Source organism: Azospirillum sp. SYSU D00513 (genome assembly GCF_017356015.1).
Classification (GTDB): Bacteria; Pseudomonadota; Alphaproteobacteria; order Azospirillales; family Azospirillaceae; genus Azospirillum.
The window spans coordinates 38,205-53,515 of sequence record NZ_JAFIQV010000001.1; the positions used below are offsets into that span (position 1 = coordinate 38,205).

General features: G+C 68.0%; 13 protein-coding genes. 6 read left to right on the top strand and 7 right to left on the bottom strand.

Going from position 1 to position 15,311, the window contains the following annotated elements; genetic code table 11:
* Positions 1 to 174: 174 nt before the first annotated feature.
* A complete protein-coding gene (locus JUB11_RS00160; protein WP_207455090.1) occupies positions 175 to 969 on the top strand; it encodes a response regulator in 795 nt (264 codons plus the stop codon).
* Positions 970 to 1,205: 236 nt separating this feature from the next.
* On the opposite strand, the gene purU is transcribed toward JUB11_RS00160, so the two are convergent.
* The gene (gene purU / locus JUB11_RS00165; protein ID WP_207455092.1) at positions 1,206 to 2,072 is read right to left on the bottom strand and encodes a formyltetrahydrofolate deformylase; all 867 of its coding nucleotides are present in this window, start codon (positions 2,070 to 2,072) and stop codon (positions 1,206 to 1,208) included.
* 202 nt (positions 2,073 to 2,274) lie between these two features.
* A complete protein-coding gene (locus JUB11_RS00170; protein WP_207455093.1) occupies positions 2,275 to 2,442 on the bottom strand; it encodes a hypothetical protein in 168 nt (55 codons plus the stop codon).
* A gap of 459 nt (positions 2,443 to 2,901) precedes the next feature.
* Here JUB11_RS00170 and JUB11_RS00175 point away from each other — a divergent pair, with 459 nt between their 5' ends.
* The 4 genes from JUB11_RS00175 (at position 2,902) to JUB11_RS00190 (ending at position 8,071) form a co-directional block, all read left to right on the top strand.
* Positions 2,902 to 3,492 carry a BON domain-containing protein gene (locus tag JUB11_RS00175; RefSeq protein ID WP_348771327.1) on the top strand — a complete coding sequence of 197 codons (591 nt, stop codon included), beginning with the start codon at positions 2,902 to 2,904 and terminating at the stop codon, positions 3,490 to 3,492.
* Between the two features lie 11 nt (positions 3,493 to 3,503).
* Positions 3,504 to 4,868, top strand: coding sequence for a hypothetical protein (locus tag JUB11_RS00180; protein WP_207455095.1), 1,365 nt, complete (start codon positions 3,504 to 3,506; stop codon positions 4,866 to 4,868).
* A 35-nt stretch (positions 4,869 to 4,903) separates the two neighbouring features.
* Positions 4,904 to 5,431, top strand: a complete 528-nt coding sequence (locus tag JUB11_RS00185) for a gamma carbonic anhydrase family protein (RefSeq protein WP_207455096.1) — start codon at positions 4,904 to 4,906, stop codon at positions 5,429 to 5,431.
* A 432-nt stretch (positions 5,432 to 5,863) separates the two neighbouring features.
* Positions 5,864 to 8,071: a multicopper oxidase family protein gene (locus tag JUB11_RS00190; protein WP_247886741.1), complete on the top strand. Its 2,208-nt coding sequence runs from the start codon at positions 5,864 to 5,866 to the stop codon at positions 8,069 to 8,071.
* Between the two features lie 54 nt (positions 8,072 to 8,125).
* On the opposite strand, the gene JUB11_RS00195 is transcribed toward JUB11_RS00190, so the two are convergent.
* The 5 genes from JUB11_RS00195 to JUB11_RS00215 all read right to left on the bottom strand — a co-directional run bounded on the left by JUB11_RS00195 (position 8,126) and on the right by JUB11_RS00215 (position 14,365).
* Entirely contained in the window at positions 8,126 to 9,157 is a 1,032-nt protein-coding gene (locus JUB11_RS00195; RefSeq protein ID WP_247886742.1) for a TIGR01620 family protein, read from the bottom strand.
* Positions 9,154 to 10,557: a YcjX family protein gene (locus JUB11_RS00200; protein WP_207455097.1), complete on the bottom strand. Its 1,404-nt coding sequence runs from the start codon at positions 10,555 to 10,557 to the stop codon at positions 9,154 to 9,156. The genes JUB11_RS00195 and JUB11_RS00200 overlap by 4 nt, the downstream gene beginning before the upstream one ends.
* 117 nt (positions 10,558 to 10,674) lie before the next feature.
* Entirely contained in the window at positions 10,675 to 11,184 is a 510-nt protein-coding gene (locus JUB11_RS00205; protein WP_207455098.1) for a hypothetical protein, read from the bottom strand.
* Between the two features lie 110 nt (positions 11,185 to 11,294).
* Positions 11,295 to 13,007 (bottom strand): DHA2 family efflux MFS transporter permease subunit, encoded by a 1,713-nt coding sequence (locus JUB11_RS00210; RefSeq protein WP_247886743.1) that lies wholly within the window; start codon positions 13,005 to 13,007, stop codon positions 11,295 to 11,297.
* Between the two features lie 245 nt (positions 13,008 to 13,252).
* Positions 13,253 to 14,365, bottom strand: a complete 1,113-nt coding sequence (locus JUB11_RS00215; RefSeq protein ID WP_211112395.1) for an HlyD family secretion protein — start codon at positions 14,363 to 14,365, stop codon at positions 13,253 to 13,255.
* Positions 14,366 to 14,569: 204 nt separating this feature from the next.
* Between JUB11_RS00215 and JUB11_RS00220 the strand changes: the two genes are divergently transcribed.
* Positions 14,570 to 15,193: a TetR/AcrR family transcriptional regulator gene (locus tag JUB11_RS00220; protein WP_207455100.1), complete on the top strand. Its 624-nt coding sequence runs from the start codon at positions 14,570 to 14,572 to the stop codon at positions 15,191 to 15,193.
* Positions 15,194 to 15,311 lie beyond the last annotated feature (118 nt).

The window sequence follows — 15,311 nt, forward strand, 5'->3', positions numbered from 1 at the left end:
GGGGTAATTCGAAGACGCTAATCTTGCCTATCCTTTTGGGATCACTCCTGATAAGCGGATTTTTGCACCATATGAACTTGACCTTTGGGGCTTAGAATCCCGAAATTTACAACAGTTCAAAATCAAGATGGCGGTGTCCTCGGAACCGCTCGGCATTAAGGTACGGGGAGAAACATGGATCAGCGCACCCGCCACCTGATGGAGCATCTGCCCTATCTGCGCCGCTACGCCCGTGCTCTGACGGGATCGGGCACGCGCGGCGATGCCCTGGTGACGCGCACCCTGGAATGGTTCCTGGACGGCGGGGGTTCGACGCCGGAAACCGACACATCGCGCGAGGCGCTCTACCGCTGGCTCAACCTCCTTCAGGACGACGAGCGGGAGCCGCCGGAGCCGACCAACCACCCGGTCGAGGCCGCGCTCAACACGCTGCCGGAGACGGAGCGGCGCCTCTATCTTCTTGTGAACCTCGAGGACCTTCCGATCGCCGACGCGGCGGAGGTGCTGGAGATCCCGCCCGAGGAGGCCATGGAAGGGCTGACCCGCGCGCGGGAGGCCGTGCGCAACCGGCTGACGGCGGTGATCCTGGTGGTCGAGGACGACGCCATCATCGCCTTCGACCTGTCGGAGACGGTGCGCGGCATGGGCCACATCGTCTGCGGCAACGCCGCCACGATGGACGAGGCGCTGTCGCTCGCCGCCGAGCACACGCCGACGCTGGCCCTGATGGACATCCGCCTGGCCGAGGGCGACAACGGGATCGAGGTCGCGCGCGAGCTGCGCCGCCAGCGCTTCCTGCCGGTGATCTTCGTCACGGCCTTCCCCGACGACCTCGCCAAGCGCGGGCTGGAGCATCTGGGCCCGGTCATTCCCAAGCCCTTCACCCGCGAACAGATCGAGCAGGCCATCACCCGCGCCGTCTTCACTCCGGCCCCGGAACAGGCCAAGGAACCGGCCCAGCCGCAGTGATACGATTTTCATGAAGTCCTGACCTGTGGTCAGGACTTCCGCGCCACGGGGCGCGGGGCCGCGGTCGCGGCTCTATACCGGGTTCGGAGGCGGAATTTTCCAAACCCGGTATGACGCGGGACTTGGTCCGCAACATCCCGATAACGTGAAACGGCCCGGCGCACCCAAGCGCCGGGCCGTTTCGCTGAGCAGCTTGGGCCGTGCGGCTTGGCCCTGTTCCTTTCCAGGAACGCGCCTTACTTGAACACCACCGTCTTGCTGCCGTTCAGCAGCACCCGGTGCTCCACGTGGTACCGGACGGCGCGCGCCAGGACGATGTTCTCGATATCCCGGCCGATCGCCACGAGGTCGTCCGGCGTGCCGGTGTGATCGACGCGCTCGGCCTCCTGCTCGATGATCGGGCCCTCGTCCAGGTTCGAGGTGACGTAATGGGCGGTGGCGCCGATCAGCTTCACGCCGCGGGCGTGGGCCTGGTGGTAGGGCTTGGCGCCCTTGAAGCTCGGCAGGAAGGAATGGTGAATGTTGATGGCGCGCCCGGCCAGCCGCTCGCACAGGTTCGAGGACAGCACCTGCATGTAGCGGGCGAGCACGACGAGATCGACCCGCTCCTCCTCCACGATCTCCAGGAGGCGCTCTTCCTGCTGCGCCTTGCTGTCGGGGGTGACCGGCAGATAGTGGAAGGGAATGTTGTGCCAGGCGGCGAGCTGGTAGAAGTCCCGGTGGTTGGAGACGATGGCCGGGATCTCGATCGGCAGATAGCCGGTGCGGTAGCGGTACAGCAGGTCGTTCAGGCAATGGCCGAACTTCGAGACCATGATCAGGACGCGCTGGCGCTTGGCTCGGTCATGCAGCTTCCAGGTCATGCTGAAGCGCTGCGCCACCTGCTCCACGAAGGCGGCCTCCAGTTCGCGCTGCGACAGGCCGCCAGGGGCCACCGCGAAATGGACGCGCAGGAAGAACAGGCCGGACAGCCGGTCGCCGAACTGGGCGCTGTCGATGATGTTGCAGTTCCGCTCGGCCAGGAAGCCGGACACCGCATAGACGATGCCGACCGCGTCGGGGCACGAAATGGTCAGGATGTATTCGGAGCCGGTTTCGGACATGCGCTTCACTTCAGGTCGGCCAGGAACGGTGCTGGACTTGAAAAGAGGGCGCACCTCCTAACACGAACGCGCGGCGGATGCATCTGCCGCGTCGGCAAGGGTCCCGCGACGGCACCGCATGGGGCTCGGACGCGCAAAAGCCCCTCGCTCCGCCGGGGGCGGAGCAGGGGCTCACATCAGCGTGACGACCGGGAAGCGCCGGTCAGACGTCCCGGAAATGTTCGAGTTCGCGGCTCAGGTCCGTCGCCTCGCGACGCAGGGTGCCGAGGCGGCTCTGGTCCGGCGAGGGGCTGTGCTGCTCCTTGCGAAGCTCGTCCTCGACCTCACGCTGTTCCTGCTGGATGATGTTGAACAAGGCTTCCTTCAACATCCTGCCCTCCCGAGCTGAGTGGTGTGCGGCTGCGTTTCGTCGCGCCCATGATCAACGAAACGAAGCGGGAAGTCGACCCCTCAGAGGTCGACTGGCCGATGGTGCAAATATACGACACTCCGCCATGGACTCACCCTATCCATGGGAGCCTTGACAACCCTTTTTCGCGCGATCAATGGTTAATGATATTGGTTAACCGCCGGCTCCCAGACGGTGTTCCCTCCACGCTTCCGCCACCCGTTCCTTTGGCCGCATTCCCCTGGCCGGCCCGCCGTGCGAGGGTGCGTCCCGCGCCGTCCGGAAGGACCGGAAGGGCTTACCTGGAACATTCGTGCATCACTCCGGAAGAAATCGAGCATGCTTCTCAAAATGTTGCCGTTTCCCCGTTGCAATGCAGCGCGGCCCATGACTGTTTCGCGCCGCCCGCCCCTTCCGCGGGCCGCATCGGGGAGGCATGACGTGTCGCGGTACGGGCGCCTTTTGGGACTGGTCGGCCTGGCGGCCATGGCGGTGACCGCAGCAGGCTGCGCGCCAGTGGTTGTGGGCGGCGCCGCGGCGACGGGCGCCGTCATCGGCTCCGACCGCCGTGGCATCGAGGAAGTCGCCACCGACACCGGGATCCAGGCGACGATCAACAATCTCTGGTTCCAGCATTCGATCGAGCTTCACCGCCGCATCGACATGTCCGTGAGCCAGGGGCGCGTGCTGCTGACCGGGCGCGCCACCGACCCGCAGATGCGGCTGGACGCCGTCCGGCTCGCCTGGCAGGCCCAGGGCGTGACGGAGGTCATCAACGAGATCCAGGTCGACAACGAATCCGGCCTCGTCGACTCCGCCCGCGATTCCTGGATCACAACCCAGCTGCGCACGAAGCTCACGTTCGAGCGCGGCGTGCGCAGTGCAAACTACAGCATCGAGACCGTGAACGGCGTCGTCTACCTCATGGGGATCGCCGCCGGCCAGGGCGAACTCGACAAGGTCACCGCCATCGCCCGCTCCCTTCCCAACGTCCAGCGTGTCGTCAGCTACGTGCGCTTCCTCCAGCCCTGAATCCTCCTGACATGCTCCCCCTCCCCGCCTTTGCCCGTCCTTCGCTCGCGGCGCGCGCCGCGGCCATGATGCTGGCCGTCTTCCTGGCCGTCGCGGGGTGGGGAGCGCCGCCCGCCCTGGCGCAGGAGTCGAGCGCCGCCAACCGCCTCTTCGTGCAGGCGCTCCAGCTTGTCCAGCAGGCGGACGGGACCTACGACAGCGCAGAGGAGAGCCGCCTCCTGAAGGAGGCGGACAAGCTCTTCAACGAGATCGTCGCCAAATACCCGGACAGCGCGCTGGCGGTGCAGCTCGTCACCAACCAGTTCGTGGGCGACTTCGATTTCTTCGAGTTCCGTTCGCGCATCCGGGCGCTCGTCTGCAACGAGCCGCTGTCCAGCCTGTGTTTCCTGCACCGCATCAACGAGATGATGCCGCCGGTGGAGACGCCGATCCAGGCGGCGCGCTGGGACTGGCTGTCGCTGGCGGTCGCCTACCACCAGCTCGGTGACACCGACCGCGCCAAGGAGATCATCGCCCCCTTCGTGAGCGCGGTGCGCCGGGGCGCCGTCTCGGATTCGAACGGGCAGGACCTGTTCGTGTCGCGCGCCCTGGCGCTGATGGGCCAGATGCAGCTGGCGCTCGACATCACGCGCCAGATCCCCGAATGCTCGACGCGCATCTACAACCTCGCCGACATCGCCAAGGCGGCGGCCTGGCGCGGCGACGCGGGCCTGGTCGCCGCCCTGGCCGACGAGGCGAAGGCCTACGCCTCGGCGCGCGGCTGCGCCTGGGAGATGGGGCTGGTGGTGCAGACCCTGCTGCGCGCCGGCAAGGAGGCCGCGGCCCGCACCCTCTTCCTGAACACGGTCGAGACGCAGTTCTCGAAATTCCGCGAGACCCAGGGCGACTGCTGCCCGCCGGAGCTGGCGGTGGCGGCGGCCGAGCTGGGCGACGCCAACCTGGCGCTCGGCCTGCTGCGCACGGTGCAGGACGAGAATCCCTGGACCATCCCAACGGTGCTGGGCCGGCTGGCGCGGCGCGAGGACCCCGCCGTGGCGCTCGCCTACGCCGAGCAGACCCAGGACCCGGACATCCGCGGCGAGGCGCTGGCCGAACTGGTCGAGGCTGCCCAGCGGCGCGGCGACCCGGCCCGCGCGACCGAGCTGATGCGCCGGCTGGACCGGCTGGTCGAGGAGGCCAAGGGCAAGCGCCCCGCCCTGCTGGCCCAGAAGGCCAAGGCGGAACGGATCCTCTACAACGACGACCGCTGGCGCCGCAGCTTCCAGGCCGCCCTGAACGCCGCCGAACGCGCCAGCAACTTCGTCCGCCGCGACATCGGCGCCCCCCTCCTCGCGGCGCTGGTGCGCATCGAGACCGGACAGCCGATGCTGGACTGAGTGCACACCCGAACACCGAAGCCGGAGCCACAGCCATGATCTACGCGCTCGACGACAAGGTCCCGCAGCTCGACCCGACGAGCTGGGTCGCGCCCAGCGCGACGCTCGTGGGCGACATCCTGCTGGAGGGGGAAACCTCCGTCTGGTGGGGTGCCGTGATCCGGGCGGAGAGCGAGCGGATCCACATCGGCTTTGGCAGCAACGTGCAGGACAACGCCGTGCTGCATGTCGATCCGGGCTTCCCCATGACGCTGGGCCAAGGCGTGACGGTCGGGCACCAGGCCATGCTGCACGGCTGCACGGTCGGGGACGGCACGCTGATCGGCATCGGCGCCACGGTGCTCAACGGCGCCCGCATCGGCCGCAATTGCCTGATCGGCGCCCACGCGCTGATCCCCGAAGGCAAGGAGATCCCGGACGGGTCCGTGGTCATGGGCATGCCCGGCCGGATCATCCGGCAAGCGACCGAGCAGGACATCGAGCGGCTGCGCGGCCCGGCGGACGGCTACCGGGAGCGGGCGCGCCAGTACCGGGCGGGCCTGCGTCCCTTGCCGCAGGGCTGAACGCCGGGACCGGACGGCCCGGACGACCTGCTGTCAGGACTCTCATCACCATCGGAACGGCCCGCCGCGGATAACCCCGGCGGGCCGTTCTCGTTTCACTCCCTTGTCCTTCATGCCAGCCGGCGCCGACCCGGCAAGAATGTGCAAGACGATTTACCGCCTACATATGCATTCCCTAAATCATACATGGAAATGCGGTTTTCGAGTTCTGCGCTTGCGGCAGACATTTCTTCTGCAACCACTTGCAAAGCCATTATTGCAAAAGTAGTAAGCCTTATGCCGCCACCCAGGCAGAACGCCTATGCATTCAGCTGCATGAGCAGGCCGAGGCCGGTCCGGATGCAACGGAACTTTTTCCGCGCCGGCAGGGCTTGGCCTCAGGCCATGATGTCAGGGGCAGGCCGGCGCATGGTTCGACCGGAGATAATTCGAATGGCATCCACGCTTTCCAGGCCGCCGGGCCGATCCGCCGCCAAGCGCATGGCAAGGACCGTCCTGCCCGTGCTGGCCCTTTCCGCCGCCCTCTCCCCGCTCGCCTCGCCGGCCTCGGCCTGGGAACGCGGGGTCTTCTCCAACCCGCCGGTCCTGCCCCTGCAGAAGGGTGTCGTGGAGCGGCCCAACCTGCTCGCTGTCCCGCAGGACGGCTCGGGCAAGGACAGCAAGGATGTCCTGGACCTCCGCATCGACTACACGGACAGCGAGATCTACAATCCGGCGACGGGCCGATACGACAAGGTGCGGCTGCGCAGCTATGTCGGGACCGGTGTCGATCCGGACCGGCCCTTTATCGCGCCCACGATCGAGGTGGCACCCGGCCAGACCGTCAGCGTCAAGTTGAAGAACGACCTGCCGAAGGACCCGACCTGCGCCGACGAACATTCGTCGCACATGAACACGCCCCACTGCTTCAACGGCACGAACCTGCACTCGCACGGGCTGTGGGTCAGCCCGTCGGGCAACAGCGACAATGTGCTGCTGTCGATCTATCCCGGCGTGGCCTTCGAATACCGTTACGACGTTCCGCCGGAGCATCCCGCCGGGACCTTCTGGTATCATCCGCACCGCCATGGCTCGACCGCGCTCCAGGTGGCGAGCGGCATGGCCGGCGCCTTGATCGTCCGCGGCAACCGTCTGCCGGGTGCGAACAACAACGGCGACATCGACACGCTGCTCAAGGGGAAGAACCTCGAGCCCTTCACCGAGCGCACGCTGGTCCTGCAACAGATCCAGTATTACTGCCTCAACGATGTCAAGGATTCGACCGGCGCGGTAAAGAAAACGCTCGATTGGAACTGCAAGGAGGGGCAGACGGGCGTCATTGACGGCTATACGGACGAAGCGGGCAATTCCGTTTTCGGCCCGAACTCGTGGAAGGCCTCCGGCCGCTTCACCAGCATCAATGGCCAAGTTCTCCCGACCTTCCGGCACATCAAGACCGGCGACGTCGAACGCTGGCGCCTCGTCCATGCGGGCGTGCGCGACACCATCAATCTCGAAATCCGCCGGATGAAGCTCGACGCGCTCAAGGGCAACCCCGACCTTGGCCCGTCGAAGCAGGAAGATTTCGTCAAGACGGCCTGCAGCGGCGATCGGGTGGAGTACCAGGTCATCGCGGCGGACGGCCTGACCATGGCAAAGGCGCAGGCGCGCACGCAGGTGACGCTGCAGCCGGGCTATCGCAACGACTTCCTGATCGCGTTCCCGGAACCGGGCGCCTATTGCGCGGTCGACGTTCCCCTTCCCGGCCCCGGCAGCGTCAACCAGGGCGACAACGGGAACCGTGTCCTCGCCTTCGTCGAGGTCGAGGGGACGGCGACGCTGCCGACGGTGAACGGAAAGCCGGACCTCCGTCGCCACATCACCGAGCAACTGGTTGCCTCCGCCGAGCGCACCATGCCCGCCGCCGTTCGGAACACGGTCGTCAACGACCTGAAGAACGGCCTCACGCTCAGCAAGTTCGTGCCGCATGGTGACCTGACGGGCATTCCGGACCATGAGGTCGGCAAGCAGTTCCTGTCCTTCTACATCGACGGCAGCGAAAGCGAGAACGGCCAGCAGGTCTTCAAGTTCGAGGTCAACAACAACGACGGAAGCCCCGGGCGGCCCTACGACAGCAAGCCTTACGATCCGTCGCGCATCGACCGCGAGCTGACGCTGGGCACGGTTGACGAATGGACGCTCGAATCGCATGCCGTGAGCCACCCCTTCCACATCCACGTCAACCCGTTCCAGGTCGTCGCCATCCTGAAGCAGGAAGGGGATAAGGTGATCGACGTGAGCGCGGAGGATGCCCCTCGGCTGAGCGACGATGACGAACAGTACCGGGGTATGAAAGGCGTCTGGAAGGACACGCTCTGGATCAAGAGCCTGAACGGCCTCGCCGCGCCGGGGCAGTCGGAAGCGGAGTTCGTGAGAGACAACGAACAGAACATCTACAAGATCATCGTGCGAACCAAGTACCAGCGCTATGTCGGCGACTTCGTCCTGCACTGCCATATCCTGGACCATGAGGACCAGGGAATGATGCAGAATGTAAGGATCAGCCTTCCGAAGGGGCCGGCACCGATGGCGATGGGCCAGACGCCGGCCACCCCGGCGCAGACCCAGCCGATCCATCCCGCCTCCCATATCGTGAAGTAAGGGCGCGGACGTAAAAGACGCGACGGCCGGGCGAAGGATCCGCCCGGCCGATCGTCACAGCACCTGCTTCGGCAGGGACAGCAGCTCCTTGCGGATCTGGGTCAGGCTCGGGCGGTTGTGCGGGCCGAAGGCGATGGGGCGGCACAGGTGCATAGCGGTGACGCCGACGCGCGCCGTCAGCAGGCCGTTGATGACACCCTGTCCCATGCGGGTGGAGATGGCGGCGGCGAGCGAGCCGCCCAGCGCCTCCACCGCGACATGGTGGGCGCTTTCCGTCACGCCGGCCACGGCGATGTTGCCGAGCATCCGGCGCAGCAGCTTCAGCGAGCCGACATAGCCCGGCCGCGCCCCGTACAGCGCCGTGACCTCGCGCACCAGCTTCAGGTTGCGCCACAGAACGACCGCCAGGTCCAGCACCGCCGCCGGGCTCAGCGCCGTCGCCACCGCCGTGTCGCGCGAGGCCCGCAGCACGAGCTGGTAGGCCTGCCGGTCGATCGGCGCCAGCACCTCCCGGTCGAGCAGCCGGACCACCTCCGCCTGGTCGTGGGCGTCGGTGATGTGCTCCTTCACGCGGTCGAGCGCCGGGACCAGCTCGGCCCGCCCCTGGTAGAGGCGCTCCAGCGAGCCGGCGAAGCGGTCGGCCTCGCCCTCGCCCGGTTCCGCGCCCATGCGGTCGGCCTGCTGGCGCAGGGTCTCGATGTGGCGCAGGCGGCGGATCGAACGCATCTCATCCAACAGCATCTTCAGGGCGGCAACCGCCGCCACCCCGATGAGCAGCGACACGCCCACCCCCAGCGCCGTGCTGGTGCCGAAGGCGCGGTTCAGCAGGTCCGCCGTGTCGAAGCCCACCGCCACGACCACCAGCGCCGCCACCGCCCCGGCGAGCCAGCGCCCGACCCGGCTGCGCGGCCGGGCCACGGCGGCGGCCATGGCGGGCACGGCCAACTCGGGTTCCCGGCCGGTGAGGATGGCCTGCTCCTCCTCCACCGGCACGGGGGCGGCCCGCTCCGGTTCCAGCTCCATGGGCGCGACGCGGGGGCGGCCCCGCTCCGGCGCGCGCTCGTCCATTTCCCAGCGCCCGCTCATTCCAGGTAATCCCCGAGCAGGAACTGCAGGGCCTGGTCGAGGCGGATGTGCGGCAGGCCGCGGCTGTCCCCGGCGATGTCGGCGGGAGGCCGGAAGCTGAGGAAGTTGTAGGGACGCTCCACCCCCGGCGGGAAGGCGTCGGCGTCCTCCGGGATCTCGCCGGGGAAGAGGACCGTCGGGCGGTCGCGCCCGATGGGCACGCCGCGCACGCAGCGGAGCTGGCGGCCCTCATGCTGCGTGACGACGGTCTCCGTGCATTTCAGGGCGGCGATGGCCATGGTCTCGACATTCGCCCCCTCGTACCGCATGCGGTTGCGGGCGTCCGCGATCATGCGGTCGAGGAGATGGCGCAGGCTGGCGTGCTGATGGGCGGCGATGTGGTCGGCCTTGGTGGCGGCGAACAGCACCCGGTCGATGCGGCTGCCGAACAGCCAGTCGAACCAGCGGGAGCTGCCATGCCGGAAGGGGTCGAGGCTCAGCTCCAGCGAACGCTTCATGTCCGCCATGCCGTCCGGCCCGGCGTTCAGCGCGCCCAGAACGTCGATCAGCACGATCTGGCGGTCGAGCCGGGCGAAATGCTCGGCGAAGAAGCGGCGGACCACCTTGGTCTTGTAGGACTCGTAGCGGTCCTCCATCAGCTCCCACAGGCTGCCGCGCCCGCGCTTGTCGCCGGGCAGCGGGCAGAAGGTCAGGAGCGGCGCGTTCTCCATGTCGCCCGGCTCGATGAAGCGGCCGGGCTGGATGAGGCTGAGCAGCGTGTCGCTGCGGCGGCAGGCGTGCAGATAGTCGGTGTAGAGCGACGCACCCCGGCGCGCCGCCTCCTCCTCCGCCGGGGCCGCCGGGTCGATGGTGGCGAGCCAGCCGCGCCAGGAGGCCGACAGCGCGTCGCGCGGCGGGCGGGCCGCCATCTCCAGCGTGAGGCTGCTCCATTCGGTGAAGGACTGGCGCAGCAGCGGCAGGTCCAGCAGCCATTCGCCGGGATAGTCCACGATGTCCAGGTTCAGGGTGGAGACGGACTGCACCATGCGCTTCAGCGCCTTCGCCGGCCGGTAGCGGATCGACAGCCGGAGCTGGCCGATGCCGCGCGTCGGCTCCGGCCAGTCCGCGAGCGGGCCGGTCAGCGAGGCGAGGTGCCGCTCCACGTCGAAGCGCGGCACGTCGGCGTCCGGCTGCGGGCGCAACCGTGCCGCCTGGTAGCGGCCGGAGGCGACCACGTCCAGGAAGGGCAGCCGCTGCGCTTTCAGCAGGTTGTCCACCAGCGCCGTGACGAACATCGTCTTGCCGGCGCGCCGGAGTCCGGTCACGCCCAGCCGGACGTCCGTTTCCAGCACGCGGCCGGAGGCGCGTTCCAGCAGGCGGGAACCGGCGTCGGTGATGTCATTGAGATCGGGGAACCGCAAGGCAGGGCGCTCGGCAGGGAACGGGGTCCCCGTTCATATGGGGTCGCCCGGCCCGGCGGCAAACGGCCACGCTTGGGGTGAGGCCTCCGGAAGGGCTCTCCCGTCCGGAAAAGCCGCTCACATCTTGAACTGGAGCAGCCCCGGCGCTTTGTCGATGATCTCCTCCAGGATCAGGGAGGCGGTCTGGAGTTCCTGGTCCAGCTCGGGCCCGAGCTTGCCGGCGTAGGTGGGGCGGTTCAGCTTCTCGTGCGCGTCGTGCAGGCTGCGCAGTTCCGACACGAAGATCTCGCGGGCGCCCATCGGCAGCACCGGGTTGGCCGACAGCACGAAGAAGAAGCGCATGCTGGCCCGCACCAGCAGCGCCAGCATCACGGCGTCCAGCCGTTCGAACTGGTCGCGCAGGTCGTCGGTGCGCGCGTCCACGACGTTGCGCAGCCGCTGCTCGATCAGGATGACGAGCGCCTGGAACTCACCGACCTTGTCGCGGAACTCGCGGTAGGCGCTGAAGCTGTGGCGGCTGGCCTCATGCTCGGCGGTCTGGGCGAGCTTGGCGGCCTCGCGGCACTGCCGCTCCAGGGCGCCGAGCAGTTCCTTGACCTCGGCACGGGTGTATTGGCGCTTGCTCATGGTGGCTGGGCTATCGGAAACCGGGCTGGGGACCGTCTCTTCGCCGGTCCGCGGGCCGGGAATGTACCATGTCCGCACGGTCCAGGTCATGGGAGTCCTGCTTCGCCCCGTCAGTGGTCCGCCTTCACCCCGTGGCTCGGCCTGCGCAGCAGCGGCATGAAGAGCAGCGCCCCGAAGAAGACGAAGGCCATGATCAGCAGGCAATCGTTGAAAGTCATCACCGTCGCCTCCCGCTGGACGAGCCCGGCCATGACCCTCAGGGCGGCGGCCTCGGCGTCGGCCACCCGCCCGTCGAAGCTGGTGGTCAGCCCGTCGAGCATGGACTGCACCTCCGGCCGGGCGAGGTTCAGGTTGTCGCCGAGTCGGTTCATGTGCAGGGCCAGCCGTTCGGTCATGACCGTGTTGATCACCGCCAGCCCGATGGCGCCGCCGAGGTTGCGCATGAGGTTGTACAGGCCCGACGCGTTCTTGATCTGGTCCGGCGGCAAGGTGCCCAGCGCGATGGCGTTGACCGGAATGAAACAGAACATCAGCGACACGCCGCGCACCGCCTGGGGCAGGAACAGCTCCCAGAAGCTGGACTGCGCCGTGAGGAAGCTGTTGAGCCAGACGCCGGCACCGAACAGCATCAGCCCCATCGCCAGCATGATCCGCAGATCGAGCTTCTTCGACAGCATGCCGGCGAGCGGCGCCGACAGGAACTGGAAGATGCCCGTCACGAACATCACCGTGCCGATCTGGAGGCTGTTGTAGCCGCGCACGCGGGCGAGGAAGAGCGGCTGGAGATAGACCGCCCCGTAGAGCCCGACGCCGATGATGAAGCTGTAGAGAGAGCCGATGGCGAAGTTGCGGTTGAGAAAGGCGCGCAGCTCGACGATCGGGTTGCGGTAGGTCAGGACCCGCCAGAAGAAGCCGATGCCGGCGAGGGTGGCGACGATGGCGAAGGCGAAGACCGCCTCGTCGTCGAACCAGTCCTGGCGCGGTCCCTCCTCCACCACGAATTCCAGGCTGCCGAGGAAGGCCGCCATCAGGAGCAGGCCGAGTATGTCGAAGCCCTTCAGCAGGGCGCGGTTCGGCTTGTCCACGTCCACCAGCGTCCAGACCAGCGAGGTCACGATCACGCCGGGGATCACGTTGGCGAGGAACAGCCAGTGCCAGGAGAAGGTCTGGGTCAGCCAGCCGCCGAGCGTCGGGCCGATGGTCGGCGCCATGGTGGCGACCAGCCCGATCATCACGGAGATGCCGGCCTGGCGCTTGCCGGGGAACAGGGCGAAGCTGGTGGCGAAGACCGTCGGGATCATGGCGCCGCCGATGAAGCCCTGGAGCGCCCGCCAGACGATCATGCTTTCGATGCCGCCGGCGAAGGCGCAGGCCACGCTGGTCAGCGTGAAGCCCGCCGCCGCCGCCGCGAACAGCACGCGAGTCGAGAGGATGCGCGACAGCATGCCCGACAGCGGGATCATCACCACCTCGGCGATGAGGTAGGAGGTCTGCACCCAGGAGATCTCGTCGGCGCTGGCCGACAGGCCGGCCTGGATCTCGCCCAGGGAGCTGGCGACGATCTGGATGTCCAGGATCGCCATGAACATGCCGACGACCATGGCGAAGAAGCCGATCCAGTCGCGGCGGGTCAGGACGCGGGGGGCTCCGGGCGCCTGCGGGCCGGATGGGGAAGAACCGGATGGGGAGGAAGGGGCGCCCGCCGCGTCCCGGTCCTTCGGGGGGAATGAGGACCGGGACGCGGGGGCTGTCTCGCCCGGCGGCGAAGGGGGGACGCCGCGGGCGGGATCGGAATGGCCGCCGGAGAGGGTCGAACCTGTCATCTCTGCCCTCCCAGGGGCGGTTGCTCTGCTCCCCGGAGGGCCAGAGCGGTCACACGTTCAGCGTCGCGGCAATCTCCTGGAGAACAACCACTCTTCCGTCATCCCCGCGAAAGCGGGGATCCAGGCCGGCAAACCACTCCCGCGCGGAGCACTGGATCCCCGCTTTCGCGGGGATGACGAGTAAGTTGCTGTCCCTACGGGAAAGTGCGGCGCTGGCTGCGTGCCGTGGTCTCCGGGCAGGAACGTTATTTCGACGCGATGGCCGGCGCCGCCTGGGCGGTGCCGAAGATGGAACCGGCGACGTGCGGATGGTTCTCCGCGCCGCGGGTGTCCACCTCGGCCTCGACCGACAGGCCGGGGCGCAGCAGGCCGGCCAGCGCGTTGTCGCGCGGCAGGGCGATGCGCACGGGCACGCGCTGGACGATCTTGGTGAAGTTGCCGGTGGCGTTTTCCGGCGGCAGCAGGCTGAACTGCGAGCCGGACGCCGGCGCGAGGCTTTCCACCTGCCCTTCCAGCACCCGGCCCGGATAGGCGTCCACCGTGACCGTCACCTTCTGGCCCAGCCGCATGCGCTCCAGTTGGGTTTCCTTGAAGTTGGCGAGGACATAGACGTCGGGCAGCGGCACCAGCGCCATGAGCTGCACGCCTGGCCGGGCGTACTGGCCGACCTGGACGCCCCGGTTGCCGACCACGCCGTCCACGGCGGCGCGCACCACGGTGTTCTCCAGGTCGTTGCGGGCGGTTTGCAGCGCCGCTTCCGCCTGGCGCAGATGCGCCTCGGCCTCGACACGGCTGGCGTCCAGCACGGCGATCTGGTCCTTTTCCGCCTGGAGGGCGGCGCGGGCGCGGGCCACGCCGGCGGCGGCCTTGCTGAGGTCGGCCTCGGCGGTCTCGAGCTTCTGTTTGCTGGTCCAGCTCTCCGACGCCAGCGACCGGGTGCGGTCGTAATCCTGCTGGGCGCGGCGCTGCTCGACCTCGGCGCTGGAGAGTGCCGCGGCGGCCTGGTCGATCAGGGCGCGCTGAAGCTCCAGCTTGCTGTCGATGGTGCCGAAGGCGGCCCGCTGGGCCGCAACGCTGGCCTCGGCCTCCGCGACCTTGGCGCGGAAGTCCTGGTCGTCCAGCACGGCCAGCACGTCGCCCGCCCTGACCTCCTGGTTCTCGGCCACGCGGACCTCCCGCACATAGGCGGAGACCTTGGCGCTGACGACGGAGACGTCGCTGTGCACATAGGCGTTGTCGGTCGCCTCGATGAAGCGGCCCTCGTGCCACCAGTGCCAGCCTTCCCAGCCGGCGCCCATCAGCGCCGCGGCGGCGACGCCCGACAGCACGATCTTCCGAACGCCGGCAGCAATGGCCATGATCATCCCCGTGGTCTCATCCGGTCCAGGTCACGGCCGGCGGACGCCAGGCCTGCACTGAACCGTTCAGTTTAGTCTTGCGGGAAGATGTGCCCCGCCCTACCTGCTGTCAAGACTGAACTGAACGGTCTAGTTTTTAAAAAGGGCTTTCCATCGATGGCGCCACGCGCTACGGCCAAGCGACGTTTCGAAGGCGAGGAACGCATGACCACACTGACCGTCCCCACCCCCGAGGCGGGCTCCAAGCCGGCGCAGATCCTGGAAGCGGCCGGCAAGCTGTTCCTGGAGAACGGGTACGGTGCCGTGAGCATGGACGCGGTCGCCAAGACGGCGAACGTGTCCAAGGCCACGCTCTACGCGCATTTCGGCAGCAAGGAAGAGCTGTTCCGGACCATGGTCGCCTGCGAGTGCCACTCCTACGCCCAGGCCACCATCTGGGAGGAGGCGCGCCGCATGGAGGTGGCCGAGGGGCTGCGCCTGCTGGGCCGGCGCTTCGCGGCGCTGCTGATGTCGCCCAAGGCGCTCGCCGGCTACCGCATGGTGGTGGGCGAGGCGCACCGCTTCCCCGAACTGGCCCGCGCCTTCTACGAGGCCGGCCCGGCCCGCTCGCTCGCCCAGATGACCGATTTCATGGCCGACGCCGACCGGCGCGGGCAACTCTCCATCCCCTCCCCCCGGCTGGCCGCCGAACAGTTCATGGGCATGATCAAGTCGCATCTGCACATGCGGCTCCTGTTCGGGCTGGACCAGTCGCCCGAGGCGGAGCACGTCGCCTACATCGTGGACAACGCCGTCGCCCTCATCGTCAAGGGCTACGCGAAGGGCTGAAATCGCGGGGGTCCGCGAATCGTCCCTTTGATCGCGGCGCCACCCTGTGGCTCTATGCGGCCGCCGGCCAGTCCCTTTTCCGTGGGGAGTGGGTCCGGCGCCCCCGGATCGGGAACGG

What these genes read in the sequence shown, in the direction of transcription:
- JUB11_RS00220 (WP_207455100.1), top strand. Translation starts at nt 14,570, where the DNA reads ATGACCACACTGACCGTCCCCACCCCCGAGGCGGGCTCCAAGCCGGCG.
- purU (WP_207455092.1), bottom strand. Translation starts at nt 2,072, where the DNA reads ATGTCCGAAACCGGCTCCGAATACATCCTGACCATTTCGTGCCCCGAC.
- JUB11_RS00180 (WP_207455095.1), top strand. Translation starts at nt 3,504, where the DNA reads ATGCTCCCCCTCCCCGCCTTTGCCCGTCCTTCGCTCGCGGCGCGCGCC.
- JUB11_RS00215 (WP_211112395.1), bottom strand. Translation starts at nt 14,365, where the DNA reads ATGGCCATTGCTGCCGGCGTTCGGAAGATCGTGCTGTCGGGCGTCGCC.
- JUB11_RS00185 (WP_207455096.1), top strand. Translation starts at nt 4,904, where the DNA reads ATGATCTACGCGCTCGACGACAAGGTCCCGCAGCTCGACCCGACGAGC.
- JUB11_RS00160 (WP_207455090.1), top strand. Translation starts at nt 175, where the DNA reads ATGGATCAGCGCACCCGCCACCTGATGGAGCATCTGCCCTATCTGCGC.
- JUB11_RS00210 (WP_247886743.1), bottom strand. Translation starts at nt 13,007, where the DNA reads ATGACAGGTTCGACCCTCTCCGGCGGCCATTCCGATCCCGCCCGCGGC.
- JUB11_RS00205 (WP_207455098.1), bottom strand. Translation starts at nt 11,184, where the DNA reads ATGAGCAAGCGCCAATACACCCGTGCCGAGGTCAAGGAACTGCTCGGC.
- JUB11_RS00195 (WP_247886742.1), bottom strand. Translation starts at nt 9,157, where the DNA reads ATGAGCGGGCGCTGGGAAATGGACGAGCGCGCGCCGGAGCGGGGCCGC.
- JUB11_RS00190 (WP_247886741.1), top strand. Translation starts at nt 5,864, where the DNA reads ATGGCATCCACGCTTTCCAGGCCGCCGGGCCGATCCGCCGCCAAGCGC.
- JUB11_RS00170 (WP_207455093.1), bottom strand. Translation starts at nt 2,442, where the DNA reads ATGTTGAAGGAAGCCTTGTTCAACATCATCCAGCAGGAACAGCGTGAG.